We start from the raw sequence: 16,128 nt of genomic DNA on the forward strand, positions 1-16,128 counted from the left end.
CTTCCGGGCTTTTTGTTAAATGAGTTTAGCCTCACCCGTTATCATTGTTTTGTCAGCCCTGTGCGTGCTACCCTCTCCACCCGGAGAGAGTTTGTAGGTCATTGCAAATAGCACTGCCGTTACTGGGTGAGGCTTAATAATGTGGCAATATAAATACCCGATTTTTCTAATTCACATTATATCAGCCTCACCATCAGCGCCTGCATAAAATCATCTCGGTCATTTTGTTAAAAACTCCGCCTAATGTGAAAAACTAACATTACCAACATAACAATCCTGCCGCCTATCTTTGGTTTATAAGTTCTTTACATAACGCTATCCAGGTTGCCGGTTTTACTGCCGGTATTAAAAGGGAACCATGTTAAATTCATGGGCTGACGTGCAACTGTGTTGTTGGTGAGCAGTGAGTAGTGAATGGCAAGTAGTGAATGGGTTTATATAAGCCCAATGACTACTGGCAAATGACTACTGACCAATCAACCAACTGAGCCAGACACCTGCCTTAATAGCTTGTCAAAACTTTCACGCATAGGGTTTTGGCGAAGATATGTTACCTCATCTGTGTCCCCTTCTCTTCCGGACACGCGGCGTACCCGTCTTTTGCCTTTTCCCACAAAACAAAAAAGAGGCAAGATGAAAAACGAAACTGAGATTTTACTACGCGAAAACAAAGACCGCTTTGTTATTCTCCCCATTAACTATCCCCGCATTTGGGAAATGTATAAAAAGCATGAAGCCAGCTTTTGGACGGCCGAGGAAATTGACCTTAGCGATGACTTGAAGCACTGGGAAAACCTCAATGCAGGTGAAAAACATTTTATATCACACATACTTGCCTTTTTTGCGGCCAGCGATGGCATTGTGAACGAGAACCTTGCCGTAAACTTTATGAGCGAAGTACAGGTTCCCGAAGCCCGCTGCTTCTATGGTTTCCAAATAATGATGGAGAACATTCACTCAGAAACCTATGCCCTGCTGATAGATACTTATGTAAAGGACCCGGTTGAAAAAGATCGCCTGTTTCACGCCATTGAAACCGTACCATGCGTAGGCAAAAAAGCCGAATGGGCGCTTAAATGGATAAACAATGGCACCTTCGCGCAGCGTTTGGTAGCCTTTGCGGCGGTTGAGGGTATCTTCTTTTCAGGAAGTTTCTGCTCATTGTTTTGGTTAAAAAAACGCGGGTTGATGCCGGGTTTAACCTTTAGTAATGAGTTGATTTCGCGCGACGAAGGTATGCACTGTGAGTTTGCCTGTTTGCTGTACAGCATGCTGCAAAACAAGCTGACAAAAGAAGAAGCGACACAAATAATTACTGACGCGGTAGAAATTGAAAAGGAATTTGTGACCGATGCTCTACCGGTGAACCTGATAGGCATGAACGCCAAACTGATGAGCCAGTACATCGAGTTTGTTGCCGACCGCTGGCTTACTGAACTGGGTTACGACAAGTATTACAACGCCACCAATCCGTTCGACTTTATGGAGATGATAAGCCTGCAAGGCAAAACCAACTTTTTTGAGAAACGGGTAGGTGATTACCAGAAAAGTGGTGTACTAAATGCCTCGGCAGATAGCAAGGCGTTTTCGCTGGATGAGGATTTTTGACCCCACCCGGCCTCCCCTGAAGGGGAGGAGACTAAAATAAAAGATAAGATAATTAAATATTCACTTCAAAAATTCCCCCTTTAGGGGGTTAGGGGGCTGGAACATGTACGTAATAAAAAGAGATGGCCGCAAAGAGTCGGTAAAATTTGATAAGATAACAGCACGTATAGAAAAACTGTGCTATGGGTTCAATTTGGTTGACCCGATTGATGTGGCCAAGAAAGTTATTGAGGGTTTGTATGATGGCGTAACCACATCAGAACTGGATAACCTGGCGGCAGAAACCGCGGCATCGTTAACCACCAAACACCCTGATTACGCATTACTGGCATCGCGTATAGCGGTATCAAACCTGCATAAAAATACTATCAAGTCGTTTTCAGAAACCATGCGTATGCTGTATGAGTACGTTGATGGTAAAACGGGCAAAAACGCTTCGCTGATTGCGCCCGATGTTTGGGAGGTGATACAAGAAAACGCCGCCCTGCTTGATAGCACTATTATTTATGACCGCGATTTCGGTTTCGATTACTTCGGCTTTAAAACCCTTGAGAAATCATATTTGTTAAAAGTTGACGGAAAAATCGTTGAGCGCCCGCAGCACCTGTTTATGCGTGTGGCGGTAGGTATCCACAAACATGACGTGGAAAGCGCTATCAATACATACAACCTGATGAGCGAACGCTGGTTTACCCACGCCACGCCTACGCTGTTCAACGCAGGTACGCCGAAACCGCAAATGTCGTCGTGCTTTTTGTTGACGATGAAGGATGACAGTATCGACGGTATTTACGATACGCTGAAACAAACTGCCAAAATATCTCAAAGCGCGGGTGGTATTGGTTTGGCTATTCACAATGTGAGGGCAACCGGCTCGTACATTACCGGTACCAACGGCACCAGCAACGGTATCATCCCGATGCTGAGGGTGTTTAATGATACCGCCCGTTACGTAGACCAGGGTGGGGGCAAACGTAAAGGTGCCTTTGCTATCTACCTTGAACCATGGCATGCCGATGTATTTGAATTTTTGGACCTGCGTAAAAACCATGGTAAAGAGGAAATGCGCGCCCGCGATTTGTTCTACGCCCTTTGGGTGAGCGATTTGTTTATGAAACGGGTGGAAGCCGATGAAGACTGGAGCCTGTTTTGTCCGCATGAAGCGCCTGGTTTAAGCGAGTGTTTTGGTGCCGAATTTGAGGCGCTGTATGAGCAATATGAGCGTGAAGGCCGTGCCCGCAAAACCGTAAAAGCACAGGAACTTTGGTTTGCCATATTAGACGCTCAGGTAGAAACCGGTACACCGTACCTGTTATATAAGGATGCTGCCAACAGCAAATCGAACCAGCAAAATCTTGGTACCATAAAAAGCTCGAACCTGTGTACCGAGATTATGGAATATACCTCGGCTGATGAAGTGGCGGTTTGTAACCTGGCTTCACTGGCTTTGCCAAGATACATCATTAACGGCGTGTTCGATCATCAGAAACTATACGAAGTTACCTACCAAGTTACCATCAACCTGAACCGTATTATCGACAACAACTATTATCCGGTTGAAGAAGCCCGCAATTCAAACTTACGCCACCGCCCGATAGGGTTGGGTGTACAAGGCCTGGCCGATACCTTTATCCGCCTGCGCCTGCCTTTCGAAAGCGATGAAGCTAAACAACTGAATAAAGAGATATTTGAAACCATTTATTTCGCTTCCATGACGGCGTCTAAAGATCTCGCCATAAAAGAAGGTGCTTACGAAACGTTTAAAGGATCACCACTGTCGCAAGGCAAATTCCAGTTCGATTTATGGAATGTAATACCTGATAGCGGTAGGTGGGATTGGGATAACCTGCGCCTCGACGTAATGAACCATGGCGTACGTAACTCGCTGCTGGTAGCGCCAATGCCTACCGCGTCAACCTCGCAAATTTTGGGTAATAATGAGTGCTTTGAGCCATATACTTCTAACATTTACACCCGCAGGGTGCTAAGTGGCGAGTTCATCATCGTTAACAAATATTTGCTGCGCGATTTGGTTGACCTTGGTTTGTGGAACACCACCATGAAAGACAAAATCATCAGCGCAAATGGTTCAATACAGGATATTGCAGAGATACCCGCCGATATTAAAGAACTGTACAAAACCGTTTGGGAAATCAAAATGCGCAACATTATTGATATGGCTGCTGACAGGGGCGCATATGTTTGCCAATCACAATCGCTCAACCTGTTCATAAACGCGCCAAACGCCTCGAAACTAACATCAATGCATTTTTATGCCTGGAAAAAAGGTCTAAAAACGGGCATGTACTATCTGCGTACACAGGCGGCATCGCAGGCAATTAAATTTACCGTTGAAAACCAGGCAGGTAAAACAATGGAGCCTGTAATACCCGACCACGTACAGCAGGTAGCCGACGAAATACCTGCCGGCCCAACCTGCTCAATGGAAGAGGGTTGCGTAACCTGTTCGGCTTAAAGATCCGTAGCTATTAAAATCGTCAGTTTAATAGTTTTACTAAAAAGTATGGGGCGTTTTAGGAATACGCCCCTACTTTTTTTGTAAGGGAAAAAAAGCGCTGTACCTGTTAAACGGTGTAGCGCTTTTTGTGTCTGTATCAATAACAACCCTTATATGTCACAATCATGAACCATCACTTTAATAAACAGCCGTTTTTGCTTTGCTTAATTATCCTGTTATTTTGTTTTGAAAAAGCCCGGGCGCAAACCCCTGAAATTGAGTTTGAACCGGTTGACGGTTATAACGAATTTAATAAAGGCCACGGCATAGCTATTGTTGCAGAGTATGGTTACGACATCCCTCAGGGAGCTTTAGGACTCAACTATAAACTTACCCCTACTTATGGCCTTGGTGTTTTAAAGAAAATAGATGCTTTTACAGTGAACTTTAACCTCAATTATCACGAGTACCCGGTAAAGAATAATTCATACGGTAAGGTTGACAATTATTTCCTGGTGTTAGGATTTTATACTGGTGGCGCTTATGATAAAATGATATCGTCGTTTTTTAAAGTGTATGGTGGCTTAAATGTTGGCGGATGGTTTAAGCGTTACGATATTGTAACCGACTATGATGATTGCGACTGTGAACAGGGCAACATCAACTTTTATTTTGCACCCAAAGCGGGCTTTACATATCTTACTAATAGTAACATCGGCATTGGCATCGAGGCTAAGTATAATATCTTTGTAACAGGGTATGATTATGTGACCGACGAACCGGGCGGCAAGCTTTACAATTCCATCGCTGCTTCAGTGATGTTATCTTACCATTTTTAAATGCTTATGCATTCAAAACACGAAATAATAAGATGCGAGCGCTGTAACGGCGCTTTTGAATGCAAGGCAAACTCCTTTACCAAGTGTGATTGCGCGAAAGTCCCCTTAACCCTAAACGAAACGCAATACATCAGCGAGCAATATGATGGTTGTCTGTGCAACCAGTGTTTGCTAATTATTAAACAGGAGTACCACGTTTGGCTGTCGCAGGCTTAATTAAACCTGATCTCTTCCGGGCCGGACACACGCACCACGTGACATGAGCATACGCCGCCTGCAACCTTAATGGTATCAGTGCGGGTAACGTTGCTTGCACTGTCGGTAGCGGTAATCAGTATGTTGTCACCGGCTTCGGTAAGTTTTTTTCGGTCACTGTCATCGGCTACGGTGAACATGCTTCCCGTATGGTTATCGGTATGGGTGATATCTTCATTAGTGCGCAGTATTACTGCTTTGAAATTTTTTACTGAAACAGGCTGCCCGTTCTTGTCGGCATAGCGTACAGGTACGCTGGCGAACATCATGGTGCAGGGTTTGTCAGGGCAATCCTGGGCGTTTTGTGTTTGTTGCTTTTTGCTTTTACAAGCGGAAAATATCGCCGCCAAAAGTATAAGGGCAAATAACTTTTTCATTTGAGTATCAGATTAAAAATTGAAGCCCGGTGGCTCAATACCGGGCTTCTTAACAATTAAACACAAAATTAAAGGACGGGTTTTAATCAAAGCTGATTTGCTCGGGCCCTGATATTTTTTCAACGTGGCAGGCACATTCGCCGCCTGTTATTTTTATTATAGCTGTTTTAGTTTTGTTGGTGAGGCTGTCGGTGCCGGTTACTTTTATTTCATCTCCTTTTTCTGATAGTTCCTTTACGTCGCTATCATCGGCAACCACATACATGCCTTCAGGCAGTTCAGATTTTGCGTGGACAAGTGTATCGCCGGTGCGCTGGTTTACGGCGCTATAATCAATCACTTTAAATGATTGTCCGCCCTTTACAAACTCAATAGTTACACTCGCAAAGTTTTCAGTACAAACCAAATCGGGGCATTTGCGCAGCTTTACGGTGCTTTCTTTGCATGAAGCTAAAAACGCGATGGCTGTTACTGCAAGTAATACTTTCTTCATCTGTTGCCTGTTAGTTAAACGTTATTTTATCCGGACCTGAAATTTTGCTGATGTGACACTCGCACTCACCTCCCGATACTTTGAACACTGCTGTTTTCGTAACATTGGTAGCGCTGTCTGTAGCAGAGACTTTTATTTCATCACCATTTTCAGAAAGCTTTCTTACATGGCTGTCGTCGGCAACCACATATATGCTGTCAGTAAACATCTTTTCTTTGCCTTTAATAAGCGTATCCCCGGTACGCTTATTAACTGAAGTAAAATTTTTGACAGCTATATGTTCGCTATTGGCATTAACAAACTGTACACTTACGTAAGCAAAGCTGGCATCGCATATACGTTCACCGCATTTTGTGTTTTTCTCGCATGAAGTAAATAGTAAAACTACAGCACCGGCTATAAACAGCTTCTTCAACATAGTAAGGGCATTTAAAAGTAATTACGATGGTAAAAAACTAAACGCTACAGTGTAAACAAGAAAAACCAACAGTAAATAAGCTGCTATCTTTATATGATTGTGCTGTAGTAGATATTGATTAAAATTGTCGTAACCTGGCAAATCACTATCTTCGTTGCATGTCGCCAATTGAAGCCAAAAAACGTATTGAAGAGTTAACCGCCGAGTTAAAACAGCACAATTACAACTACTATGTGCTGGCCATGCCTACTATTTCTGATTATGATTTTGATAAGAAGCTGGAACAGCTGGCTGAACTTGAAAAGCAGTTTCCTGAGCTTGCCGACCCGGACTCACCAACGCAAAAAGTAGGTGGAGAGGTTACCAAAGAGTTTGTTACTGTAAGGCACCGCTGGCCTATGCTCTCATTGGGAAATACCTACAGCGAACAGGAACTGCTTGACTTTGACCAGCGCATAAAAAAAGCCATTGGCGATAACTTCGAATACGTTTGCGAGCTTAAGTTTGATGGACTAAGCATGAGCCTTACTTATGAGGAAGGCAAACTTGTCCGCGCCGTTACCCGTGGCGACGGCGTGCAGGGTGACGACGTAACTACCAATATTCGCACTATACACACTATTCCAAAACGGCTTAAAGAGGGTGATTACCCGGAATTATTTGAAATACGAGGCGAAGTATTTATGCACCGAAAAGCCTTTGAGCGCCTTAACGACGAGCGTATGCAAAACGGTGAAGTACCTTATGCCAACCCGCGCAACTTCGCGTCGGGCACGGTAAAAATGCAAGACTCGGCTGAGGTGGCCAAACGCCCGCTCGATTGCTTTTTATATGGTTTTTATACCGATAAAACTTACTTTAAAACACATTGGGAAAGCCTTCAGGCCTTGGAAAGATGGGGTTTTAACATAAACCATAGCAGTCGTTTATGCGCCAACATCAACGAGGTGCTTGAATTTATTGAGCTTTGGGATAAAGAACGCTTCAATCTGAGTTACGATATAGACGGCATAGTAATTAAAGTAAACAACTACTCGCAGCAGCAGGAACTTGGTTTTACCGCCAAATCGCCGCGCTGGGCCATTGCCTATAAATATAAAGCTGAGCGTGTAGAAACTGAGTTGCTAAGTGTAACCTACCAGGTAGGCCGTACAGGTGCGGTTACGCCGGTAGCTAACCTAAGGCCCGTGTTGCTTGCGGGAACAACTGTTAAGCGTGCTACGCTGCATAATGCCGACGAAATTGAAATACGTTTACAGTTACATGAAGGCGACAGCGTTTTTGTTGAAAAAGGCGGCGAAATCATTCCCAAAATTATCAGTGTGAACCTGGATAAGCGGCACGCCAATGCAAACCCTATTCATTATATAAAAAAATGTCCGGCCTGCGATACACCGCTTGAACGCAAGGAAGGCGAGGCGGCCTGGTACTGTCCGAATGACGAGGGCTGCCCGCCGCAAATAGTTGGCAAAATGCAGCACTTTATCAGTCGCAAGGCCATGAATATTGACGGCTTGGGTGATGAGACCATTGAATTACTTTACAAACGCGATTTTATACACCACATCAGCGATATTTATAAACTATATGAACGTGCCGATGAACTGAAGCAGATTGAGCGTTTTGGTGAAAAATCAATAACCAACATGCTTGACGGTGTCGAGAAATCAAAGCAGATGCCGTTTGAAAAAGTGCTGTTTGGTTTAGGCATACGGTATGTTGGTGAAACGGTAGCCAAAAAACTGGCACTGCATTTCAAAAATATTGATAACCTTGCCAAAGCAAGCTATGAAGAACTGATAACTGCCGAAGAAATTGGCGATCGTATTGCCCGCAGCATCATTGAATATTTTAGCGGAGAGATACACGCGCAGGAAATTGAAAAGCTAAAGGCCAGCGGACTTCAATTTGTGGTTGAGGAAAAAGAGGTAACGCTTGCGAGTGACAAGTTTGCAGGTAAAACATTCATCATTTCGGGCACTTTCGAAAAATTCTCGCGTGATGAGTTGAAGGATATTATCGAGGCCAACGGTGGTAAAATACTCAGCAGTATTTCAGCCAAGCTGAACTACCTGGTAGCCGGTGATAATATGGGTCCATCAAAGCTGGAAAAGGCTACCAAGCTGAATATTCCTATTATTAGTGACGATGAGTTGATGGGGATGTTGGGGTAAGTTGTTTTTGGGCATGCGTACCGGGCTCTCCTCTTGAGAGGGGCAGGGGTGTGTTATCGTATATGACTTTTAATAATCTACTGCAAGTGCTACCGCCACTGCGACTATTCTGTACTCCGTTAGGAATTGTGATGCGCTTTCATCAGCGTTAGTGGATGTTCTTTTTTCTTTTGCCAGAAAAGAAAAAAGAACCAAAAAAGAAACCTCCCGGCTGCACCCTGGCCTTTTAAAGTTTGTGCTATAGCTTTGCCTGTGCTCCGGCCATGCTGATACCGGAACTGTCAGGTTATTGAAGGTTCATCACGCTCAGTTATTTACTCATTTTCTAACCCACATAAACCTGATTGCAGCAGATACCGGCCGTGCGTAAAGCCTGAAGGCGTATGAGCGGAAAGCAGGGCTGCCGGAAAAAAACGAGCTACCTGTGTTGATTTCTTAACTAAATTAATGAGCATGGTTTCGAAGATTTCTCCTAGTACCTCGTCGAAATGACAAAACAAAATTGGTTCGATTATTTTGTTAATAACACAAAAACAGAGTTTCCTTATTTGTCATTAACCTATTTTAAAATTTTCATAATCAACACCAAAACATCCCCTACACAATCTTTTTGCAAATATTTTTCATCCGTTCAAAAAATATCTTATTTTTGCAGTCCCAATAAAACGGGGACATTTACCGGACTTGTAGCTCAATTGGATAGAGCATCTCACTACGGATGAGAAGGTTAGGGGTTCGACTCCCTTCAAGTTCACCACTTATTACAGCCTTTCAGTACAATACCGAAAGGCTTTTTAAATTTTACAGGCATGCTAAACTTGGTTTTGTTTGGCCCTCCCGGCGCTGGCAAGGGCACCCAATCACAAAAACTTATTGAAAAGTACGGACTAATACATCTTTCAACCGGCGATTTGCTGCGCAGCGAGATAGCTCAGGGTACAGAACTTGGTCTTGAAGCTAAAAAACTGATGGATCAGGGTTTGCTTGTACCTGATGCTGTAGTGATTGGCATGATCAGCAATAAGCTTGATGCCAACAAAGATGCTAAAGGCTTTATTTTCGATGGCTTCCCGCGCACCGTAGCACAGGCCGAAGCATTAGACACCCTGCTTGAAAGCAAAGGTTCGGCTATATCGGGCATGGTTGCTTTGGAAGTTGGTGATGACGAGCTTGAGCGCCGCCTGCTGCTTCGCGGTAAAGATTCAGGTCGTCCGGATGACCAAAATCCGGAGATCATCCGCAAACGTATTAAAGAATACAATGATAAAACCACACCTGTTGCTGGTTACTATAAGGCACAGGATAAATTTACCAGCATTAACGGCATCGGTTCAATAGAAGATATTTTCAGCGCGATAACCGAGGTTACCGAAGCATATTAATTATTTCAGTCAGAGGTCTGGAAAGTCCGGAAGTCCGAAAGAAAACACATCATTAATTTGTAGTGTTATGATCTTGGTCTTGCGGACTTTCGGTCTTACTGACTATCCAAACAAACAATAAAATGGCTCAGGGTTCAAATTTTGTTGATTATGTAAAGATATGTTGCCGGTCGGGTCATGGTGGGGCCGGTTCTGCGCATTTACACCGCGATAAACATACGGCAATGGGCGGTCCTGATGGCGGCGACGGCGGTCGTGGCGGGCATGTTATTATTAAAGGTAACGCCCAGCTTTGGACACTATTACACCTTAAATACCGCAAACACGTAATAGCCGGCGATGGCGAACCCGGCGGCAGTGCACGATGCACAGGCAAAACCGGCCGCGATGAAATATTGGAAGTGCCGCTTGGTACCATTGCTAAAGATGCCGAAACCGGCGAGGTGGTATTTGAAATAACACAGGACGGGGAAACCAAAGTACTTACTCCCGGCGGTCGCGGCGGATTGGGTAACGAGCACTTCAAATCGGCCACGCAGCAAACGCCCCGCTTTGCGCAGCCAGGTGAGCCCGGGCAGGAAATCTGGAATATTCTTGAACTGAAGCTATTGGCAGATGTTGGTCTGGTAGGTTTCCCTAACGCGGGTAAATCAACGCTGCTTTCGGTAGTATCGGCTGCTAAGCCCGAAATTGCCGATTACGCCTTTACTACCATTGTGCCTAACTTGGGCATTGTGTCGTATCGGGATAACAAATCGTTTGTAATGGCCGATATTCCGGGTATTATTGAGGGCGCTTCAAAGGGTAAAGGACTTGGGTTCAGGTTTCTGAGACATATTGAGCGCAACTCGGTGTTGTTGTTTATGGTACCTGCCGATACAACACGCACCATTGCCGAAGAATACAATATTTTATTAAACGAACTGGAAGAATACAATCCCGAACTGATGCATAAACCACGTGTACTGGCCATCACCAAAAGCGACATGCTGGACGAGGAACTAATGAACGAAATGAAGCAGGAAGTGCCAAAAGGTATTCCGTTTGTATTTATTTCGTCGGTAGCGCAAAAAAACCTGAATGAACTGAAAGACCTGCTGTGGCGGGCTATTAATAAATAGCATTACAAGCGCATATTAATACCTAACGTAAGCTCAACTCCATTGAATATTACATAATCTCGGTCGCGCAATATTTGGTAAATAGTTTCACGGCAGTTGAATTCATCATGAATTTCAAGTGCAATTATTTTGGTGATGTCTAAAAACGACAGATCATTCTCAGGCTTAAATATTTCGGCTTCACTTCCTTCAATATCAATTTTTAAGATATCTATCTGGCTTAAATGATACTGTTTTATCAGTGTATTCAATGATATACCGCTAACGGCTGATGCATCAGTTTTTTTACCAGCGGTTACATTGCGCGACCACTCCAGTCCACCTCTAAAATCGTTTCCCAAATAAAGCTCTTCTTCGCTGTGCCATAAGGCAGCTTGTAAAAGGACTGTTTGTGTCGAGTAACTAAGCAGATTGCGCTGCAATTGACTGAAATTTCCCGGGTCGGGCTCGAGGCAAACCACCTTTGCGGCTGAAAAATATTCTAAAAGCTTAAGTGAGGTGAGACCGATATTGGCGCCTGCATCCACTATGGTACTTACTTCAACGCTATTCGCTTTAGCACAATCAATAAGCGGCAGATATTCATTGCGGATATACACCTGTTGAAATACTTTGTTATCGGTAGTATTATTGCGAAGTCCAATTTTGTTCCCATTCTTGCTCAGCTGCAGTTCTATATCGTTTGTATCCCGCTCAAAGCCCAAATGTTCTATATCTGTATAAAATCTACGTTCATCACGAAAGCTTTCGAAATCAGTGAGCACATTTTTAACACGATCTAGCGCTGCCCCGGTAAGGTAACCCACTTTTTGTTTTCCGCTTAGTGTGGTTAAAAAATCTTTTAATTTCATAAGTCAGCCTACTAATTGCTTATACACTTCAAGATGCTGCTCAACAGAAGCTTGCCATGTAAAACGAGTTACCCTTTCTGCACCTTTTTTTATTAAGACAGTACGAAAATCATTCCGTGAGATGATAGCCTCTAACGTCGCGATGATATCTTCGCTATCACCTTGCCTGAAATATAAGGCTGCATCGGCTGCAATCTCAGGGAAACAACTGCTGTTTGGTAAAATCACCGGGCATTTAGCATTAAAAGCTTCAAGTATAGGTATGCCGAAACCTTCCTCAAGTGATGGAAATACCAAGCACAGTGCATTGGCATACGCCGCGGCAAGCTCGCTTTCGTAAGCGATGGGCAAATGTTGTACATGATCAGTTATGCCAAGCTGCGAAAAAACATCTTTTTCATAAGCATCAAAACCGGCTGCCCCTGCGCAGAGCAGGGTAAGTTTGTTATCCTTTAAATATGAAGCTAACGACTTTATCAGCCAGATGAAATTCTTATAGTGCTTGCGTATGCCCACATACAAAAGATATCGTTCGGGTAGATTTATATTTTGTTTAAATGTAACTGATGCCTGATTGATACCATGATGGATAACAGATATCTTTTGCTCATCTATTTTAGGAAAATACTTTAATATCTGCGTTTTTGTATAAGCAGACACGGCTATAATATGATCGGCACGAGGAATGAGTTTGCGTTTCCAAAGCGTTTCATCAAGCAGATACTCATAATGATGATCATAATAATTCTCATGTATCATGTCGTGCACGGTAAGCACCAGCGGCTTTTTAGCGGGCAACGCGGTTACGAAATATGGATCATAATAAGTAGGATGAAACACATCGAACCTGCCTTTCTGCAAAGTGTCCAGCGTGGCCAGCCGTTCCTGTTTTACTATGATCTTTTCAACTCCTTTCTTTCCCGGAAAATTCGGACTGCGGTGTAAATTGCCAAGTCGGGTAAGTTTGCTGGCTGTAAGATTATCATTAGCCGAATAAAACTTCCGTGGCAGTGCACTAAAACCCTCGTGTGCACTTATACCGGTTATTATCTCAGCAAAATATTTGGATATACCACCATATGGCTGTTTACAAAATATCTGGTTATCAAATAAAATACGTTTCATTCGGGTTTATGCCCGCAAGGTAAAAAATTAATTGATGATTGGATAAGTTGCTTCATCTGCAAGTAAAAACACCGCTAACAACCCTTCACTATCTTGCAAATATGTAGCTTTGCCCAATGAACATCGCCATAAACGGTTTTGGCCGGATAGGCCGCATTTTTTTACGCAACATACTTACCCGCCCGGGTATAAACGTTGTTGCCATAAACGATCTTACCGACACCCATACCCTTGCCCATTTGTTTAAGTATGATTCGGTTCACCGGGAATTTAAAGGCACGGTTCGTCATGATAATGAATACCTGATCGTCAATGATAAAAAGATAAAAGTACTCTCACAGCGTGAGCCTTCACAATTACCATGGAAGGAACTGGATATTGATCTGGTAATAGAATCCACAGGAAAGTTCACTTCCAGGCAAGGCGCCGAACAGCATCTGCAAGCCGGAGCCAAACAAGTAATTATTTCTGCCCCGGCAGGTGAAAAAGGTGTACCCACAGTAGTACTTGGCGTTAATGAGGCGGATATTGACCTTTCATCGCCTATCCTGTCTAACGCTTCGTGCACCACCAACAACGTGGCTGCTATGGTAAAAATACTCGATGACAACTGGGGCATTGTTGATGGATACATTACCACCGTACACTCTATGACGGGCGACCAAAACCTGCACGACGCTCCGCATAAAGACTTGCGGCGGGCACGCGCGGCGTCGGCATCAATCATTCCAACCACTACAGGCGCAGCCAAGGCCATTACCAATATTTTTCCGCATCTTGATGGTAAACTTGGGGGCGCAGGCATACGCGTACCGGTGTTGAACGGCTCACTTACCGATTTTACCTGCAGCCTGAAAAAAGAAACTACCGTTGAAGAGATCAACGCGGCATTTAAAAAAGCTGCTGCGGACGGCCTGTTGAAAGACATCTTAGAATACACTGAAGACCCGATAGTTTCAACCGATATTTTAGACAATCCGCATAGTTGTATTTTCGACGCGCAGCTTACCTCAATAGTTGGCGAGTTAGTAAAAGTTGTTGGCTGGTATGATAATGAAATGGGCTACTCGAGCCGCCTGGCAGATCTGGTAGAAAAGATAAGCGCGATAAAGAAATGATAAAATTTATTGGTGTTGAATATTTGCTTGATGTGCGGAATGAGGTATTGCGCGAAGGCCGGTTAAAGCCCGAAGAGTGCATTTTCCCTACCGATAAAATTGAAGGCGCTTTTCATTTAGGTTATTATGTTGATGATGAACTGGTGTGCATCGCATCATTTCATCCGCAAAGTTATGCTGAATTTCAGGGCACAGCCTACCAGTTGCGCGGCATGGCTACCATTGAGAAATATAGAGGACAAGGTTACGGCAACCAGCTGGTAAACTTTGCCATTGTATACCTGCGCGGCCAAAAGGCAAATTATGTATGGTGCAATGCCCGCAAAAAGGCAGTCAGGTTTTACATAAATTTGGGGTTCGAAATTGTTTCCGACGAATTTGACGTACCAGGCATTGGCCCGCACTATGTAATGTATGTTAAAATACAGTGAAATATGTGCACTGTAAAACACCTTTTTGATTTTAAACGTTCGGATTTTGGAATAAAATGCTGATTTTGCGGCGCTCACATTACAACGACATTTTTAAATATGAAAACTATCGATCAAATAAGCTTTGCCGGTAAAAAAGCCCTTATCAGGGTTGACTTTAACGTTCCTCTGGACGGCGAATACAACATTACCGACGACAAGCGTATCACTGCAGCTTTGCCTACTATTAAAAAGATTTTAAAGGATGGCGGCGCGGTTATTCTTATGTCTCACTTAGGCAGGCCAAAAGATGGCCCGACCGAAAAATATTCATTAAAACACATTGTACCTCACCTGAGCGACCTGCTGGGCCAGCATGTTGACTTTGCTGATGACTGCATTGGCGCCGAAGCTACTGAAAAATCAGCCGCGCTTGAGCATGGGGAAGTATTGTTGCTTGAAAACCTTCGTTTCTATAAGGAAGAAGAAAAAGGTGATAAAGATTTCGCTGAGAAACTGGCCAAACTTGGTGATATCTACGTTAACGACGCCTTTGGTACAGCGCACCGTGCCCACGCTTCAACTGCAATTATCGCTCAGTTTTTCCCTGAGGCAAAATACTTTGGTTACCTGATGGCAGCCGAACTTGATAATGCTGATAAAGTACTTAACGGCGCTGCAAAACCATTCACCGCAATTATGGGTGGTTCAAAAGTGTCAGATAAAATCGAACTTATTGAAAGCCTGCTTTCAAAAGTTGATAACCTGATCATCGGCGGCGGTATGGCTTATACATTTGCTAAAGCAAACGGCGGCAGCATCGGTACATCACTGGTTGAGCTGGATAAGCTTGACCTGGCTACCAGTCTGGTACAAAAGGCGAAAGATAAAGGCGTTAACCTGTTGCTTCCGTTAGACAATGTTATTGCCGACGCCTTTGCTAACGACGCTAACACCGGCGTTGCAAAAACCGGCGAAATACAAGATAACTGGATGGGTTTGGATATCGGTCCTGAAACTGTTGAAGCTTTCAGCAAAGTAGTTGCCGAATCAAAAACCATCCTTTGGAACGGCCCAATGGGTGTTTTCGAAATGGAATCGTTTGAAAAAGGAACCAGAGCTATAGCGGAGGCTGTGGTTAAAGTTACCGAAAATGGCGCATTTTCACTGATAGGCGGTGGCGACTCAGCCGCTGCGGTTGCAAAATTCGGTTTGGAAGACGAAGTGAGCTATGTATCAACCGGCGGCGGCGCCCTGCTTGAATATATGGAAGGTAAAGAGCTTCCGGGTGTAAAAGCTATAAACGAGTAACAGCAAAATATTGTTAATATATTCAAGGCAACCACTATGGTTGCCTTTTTTGCTATTAATTAACCTTATGAAATATCTTATCACACTATTTTATTCACTTTTATTGCAATTACTACACTTAAGGCACAACAGAATCCTTCGGCACAGCAAATTGTAAATAGGTATGTTGAAGTACGGCGGCTAAAACT

At 43.8% G+C, this 16,128-nt stretch carries 15 protein-coding genes, 1 tRNA gene and 1 riboswitch; of the genes, 11 read left to right on the plus strand and 5 right to left on the minus strand.

The genetic code is table 11. The annotated features are described in order from the left end of the window. Positions 1-304: 304 nt before the first annotated feature. Positions 305-519, plus strand: a riboswitch (cobalamin riboswitch). Between the two features lie 114 nt (positions 520-633). From EOD41_RS08620 to EOD41_RS08635, 4 genes are all read left to right on the plus strand, one after another. After that, the gene (locus EOD41_RS08620; RefSeq protein WP_127704370.1) at positions 634-1,608 is read left to right on the plus strand and encodes a ribonucleoside-diphosphate reductase small subunit; all 975 of its coding nucleotides are present in this window, start codon (positions 634-636) and stop codon (positions 1,606-1,608) included. Positions 1,609-1,711: 103 nt separating this feature from the next. Then, positions 1,712-4,084, plus strand: coding sequence for a ribonucleoside-diphosphate reductase subunit alpha (locus tag EOD41_RS08625; protein WP_127704371.1), 2,373 nt, complete (start codon positions 1,712-1,714; stop codon positions 4,082-4,084). A gap of 167 nt (positions 4,085-4,251) precedes the next feature. After that, positions 4,252-4,905: a hypothetical protein gene (locus tag EOD41_RS08630; RefSeq protein ID WP_127704372.1), complete on the plus strand. Its 654-nt coding sequence runs from the start codon at positions 4,252-4,254 to the stop codon at positions 4,903-4,905. A gap of 6 nt (positions 4,906-4,911) precedes the next feature. Continuing rightward, the gene (locus tag EOD41_RS08635) at positions 4,912-5,121 is read left to right on the plus strand and encodes a cysteine-rich CWC family protein (protein WP_240663277.1); all 210 of its coding nucleotides are present in this window, start codon (positions 4,912-4,914) and stop codon (positions 5,119-5,121) included. On the opposite strand, the gene EOD41_RS08640 is transcribed toward EOD41_RS08635, so the two are convergent. The 3 genes from EOD41_RS08640 to EOD41_RS08650 form a co-directional block, all read right to left on the minus strand. After that, positions 5,118-5,537, minus strand: a complete 420-nt coding sequence (locus EOD41_RS08640) for a hypothetical protein (protein ID WP_127704374.1) — start codon at positions 5,535-5,537, stop codon at positions 5,118-5,120. The two genes, EOD41_RS08635 and EOD41_RS08640, sit on opposite strands and share 4 nt — an antisense overlap. Positions 5,538-5,619: 82 nt before the next feature. Further along, entirely contained in the window at positions 5,620-6,030 is a 411-nt protein-coding gene (locus tag EOD41_RS08645; RefSeq protein ID WP_127704375.1) for a hypothetical protein, read from the minus strand. A gap of 10 nt (positions 6,031-6,040) precedes the next feature. Further along, the gene (locus EOD41_RS08650) at positions 6,041-6,448 is read right to left on the minus strand and encodes a hypothetical protein (protein ID WP_127704376.1); all 408 of its coding nucleotides are present in this window, start codon (positions 6,446-6,448) and stop codon (positions 6,041-6,043) included. 158 nt (positions 6,449-6,606) lie between these two features. On the opposite strand from EOD41_RS08650, the gene ligA reads away from it, so the two are divergent. From ligA to obgE, 4 genes are all read left to right on the plus strand, one after another. Then, positions 6,607-8,622, plus strand: coding sequence for an NAD-dependent DNA ligase LigA (gene ligA, locus EOD41_RS08655; RefSeq protein WP_127704377.1), 2,016 nt, complete (start codon positions 6,607-6,609; stop codon positions 8,620-8,622). A 680-nt stretch (positions 8,623-9,302) separates the two neighbouring features. Continuing rightward, a tRNA-Arg gene (locus EOD41_RS08660) sits at positions 9,303-9,379 on the plus strand. A 52-nt stretch (positions 9,380-9,431) separates the two neighbouring features. Further along, positions 9,432-10,004: an adenylate kinase gene (locus tag EOD41_RS08665; protein WP_127704378.1), complete on the plus strand. Its 573-nt coding sequence runs from the start codon at positions 9,432-9,434 to the stop codon at positions 10,002-10,004. A 122-nt stretch (positions 10,005-10,126) separates the two neighbouring features. Next, positions 10,127-11,125, plus strand: a complete 999-nt coding sequence (obgE, locus tag EOD41_RS08670) for a GTPase ObgE (RefSeq protein ID WP_127704379.1) — start codon at positions 10,127-10,129, stop codon at positions 11,123-11,125. 2 nt (positions 11,126-11,127) lie between these two features. Here obgE and EOD41_RS08675 read toward each other — a convergent pair whose 3' ends face one another. Further along, the gene (locus EOD41_RS08675) at positions 11,128-11,976 is read right to left on the minus strand and encodes an FkbM family methyltransferase (RefSeq protein WP_127704380.1); all 849 of its coding nucleotides are present in this window, start codon (positions 11,974-11,976) and stop codon (positions 11,128-11,130) included. 3 nt (positions 11,977-11,979) lie between these two features. Beyond that, complete coding sequence (locus EOD41_RS08680; RefSeq protein ID WP_127704381.1) at positions 11,980-13,101, minus strand: glycosyltransferase family 4 protein; 1,122 nt, start codon at positions 13,099-13,101, stop codon at positions 11,980-11,982. A gap of 116 nt (positions 13,102-13,217) precedes the next feature. On the opposite strand from EOD41_RS08680, the gene gap reads away from it, so the two are divergent. The 3 genes from gap to EOD41_RS08695 all read left to right on the plus strand — a co-directional run bounded on the left by gap (position 13,218) and on the right by EOD41_RS08695 (position 15,940). Further along, positions 13,218-14,219, plus strand: a complete 1,002-nt coding sequence (gene gap / locus EOD41_RS08685) for a type I glyceraldehyde-3-phosphate dehydrogenase (protein WP_127704382.1) — start codon at positions 13,218-13,220, stop codon at positions 14,217-14,219. After that, positions 14,216-14,650 carry a GNAT family N-acetyltransferase gene (locus EOD41_RS08690; RefSeq protein ID WP_127704383.1) on the plus strand — a complete coding sequence of 145 codons (435 nt, stop codon included), beginning with the start codon at positions 14,216-14,218 and terminating at the stop codon, positions 14,648-14,650. The genes gap and EOD41_RS08690 overlap by 4 nt, the downstream gene beginning before the upstream one ends. A 99-nt stretch (positions 14,651-14,749) precedes the next feature. After that, a complete protein-coding gene (locus EOD41_RS08695; protein WP_127704384.1) occupies positions 14,750-15,940 on the plus strand; it encodes a phosphoglycerate kinase in 1,191 nt (396 codons plus the stop codon). The last annotated feature ends 188 nt before the right edge of the window (positions 15,941-16,128 follow it).

It is taken from the genome of Mucilaginibacter limnophilus, from assembly GCF_004005815.1.
Taxonomy (GTDB): Bacteria; Bacteroidota; Bacteroidia; order Sphingobacteriales; family Sphingobacteriaceae; genus Mucilaginibacter; species Mucilaginibacter limnophilus.

Coding starts and splice junctions, on each gene's coding strand:
- EOD41_RS08640 (WP_127704374.1), bottom strand. CDS start 5,537: ATGAAAAAGTTATTTGCCCTTATACTTTTGGCGGCGATATTTTCCGCT.
- gap (WP_127704382.1), top strand. CDS start 13,218: ATGAACATCGCCATAAACGGTTTTGGCCGGATAGGCCGCATTTTTTTA.
- EOD41_RS08645 (WP_127704375.1), bottom strand. CDS start 6,030: ATGAAGAAAGTATTACTTGCAGTAACAGCCATCGCGTTTTTAGCTTCA.
- EOD41_RS08695 (WP_127704384.1), top strand. CDS start 14,750: ATGAAAACTATCGATCAAATAAGCTTTGCCGGTAAAAAAGCCCTTATC.
- obgE (WP_127704379.1), top strand. CDS start 10,127: ATGGCTCAGGGTTCAAATTTTGTTGATTATGTAAAGATATGTTGCCGG.
- EOD41_RS08650 (WP_127704376.1), bottom strand. CDS start 6,448: ATGTTGAAGAAGCTGTTTATAGCCGGTGCTGTAGTTTTACTATTTACT.
- EOD41_RS08680 (WP_127704381.1), bottom strand. CDS start 13,101: ATGAAACGTATTTTATTTGATAACCAGATATTTTGTAAACAGCCATAT.
- EOD41_RS08630 (WP_127704372.1), top strand. CDS start 4,252: ATGAACCATCACTTTAATAAACAGCCGTTTTTGCTTTGCTTAATTATC.
- EOD41_RS08675 (WP_127704380.1), bottom strand. CDS start 11,976: ATGAAATTAAAAGATTTTTTAACCACACTAAGCGGAAAACAAAAAGTG.
- EOD41_RS08620 (WP_127704370.1), top strand. CDS start 634: ATGAAAAACGAAACTGAGATTTTACTACGCGAAAACAAAGACCGCTTT.
- EOD41_RS08690 (WP_127704383.1), top strand. CDS start 14,216: ATGATAAAATTTATTGGTGTTGAATATTTGCTTGATGTGCGGAATGAG.
- ligA (WP_127704377.1), top strand. CDS start 6,607: ATGTCGCCAATTGAAGCCAAAAAACGTATTGAAGAGTTAACCGCCGAG.
- EOD41_RS08625 (WP_127704371.1), top strand. CDS start 1,712: ATGTACGTAATAAAAAGAGATGGCCGCAAAGAGTCGGTAAAATTTGAT.
- EOD41_RS08665 (WP_127704378.1), top strand. CDS start 9,432: ATGCTAAACTTGGTTTTGTTTGGCCCTCCCGGCGCTGGCAAGGGCACC.
- EOD41_RS08635 (WP_240663277.1), top strand. CDS start 4,912: ATGCATTCAAAACACGAAATAATAAGATGCGAGCGCTGTAACGGCGCT.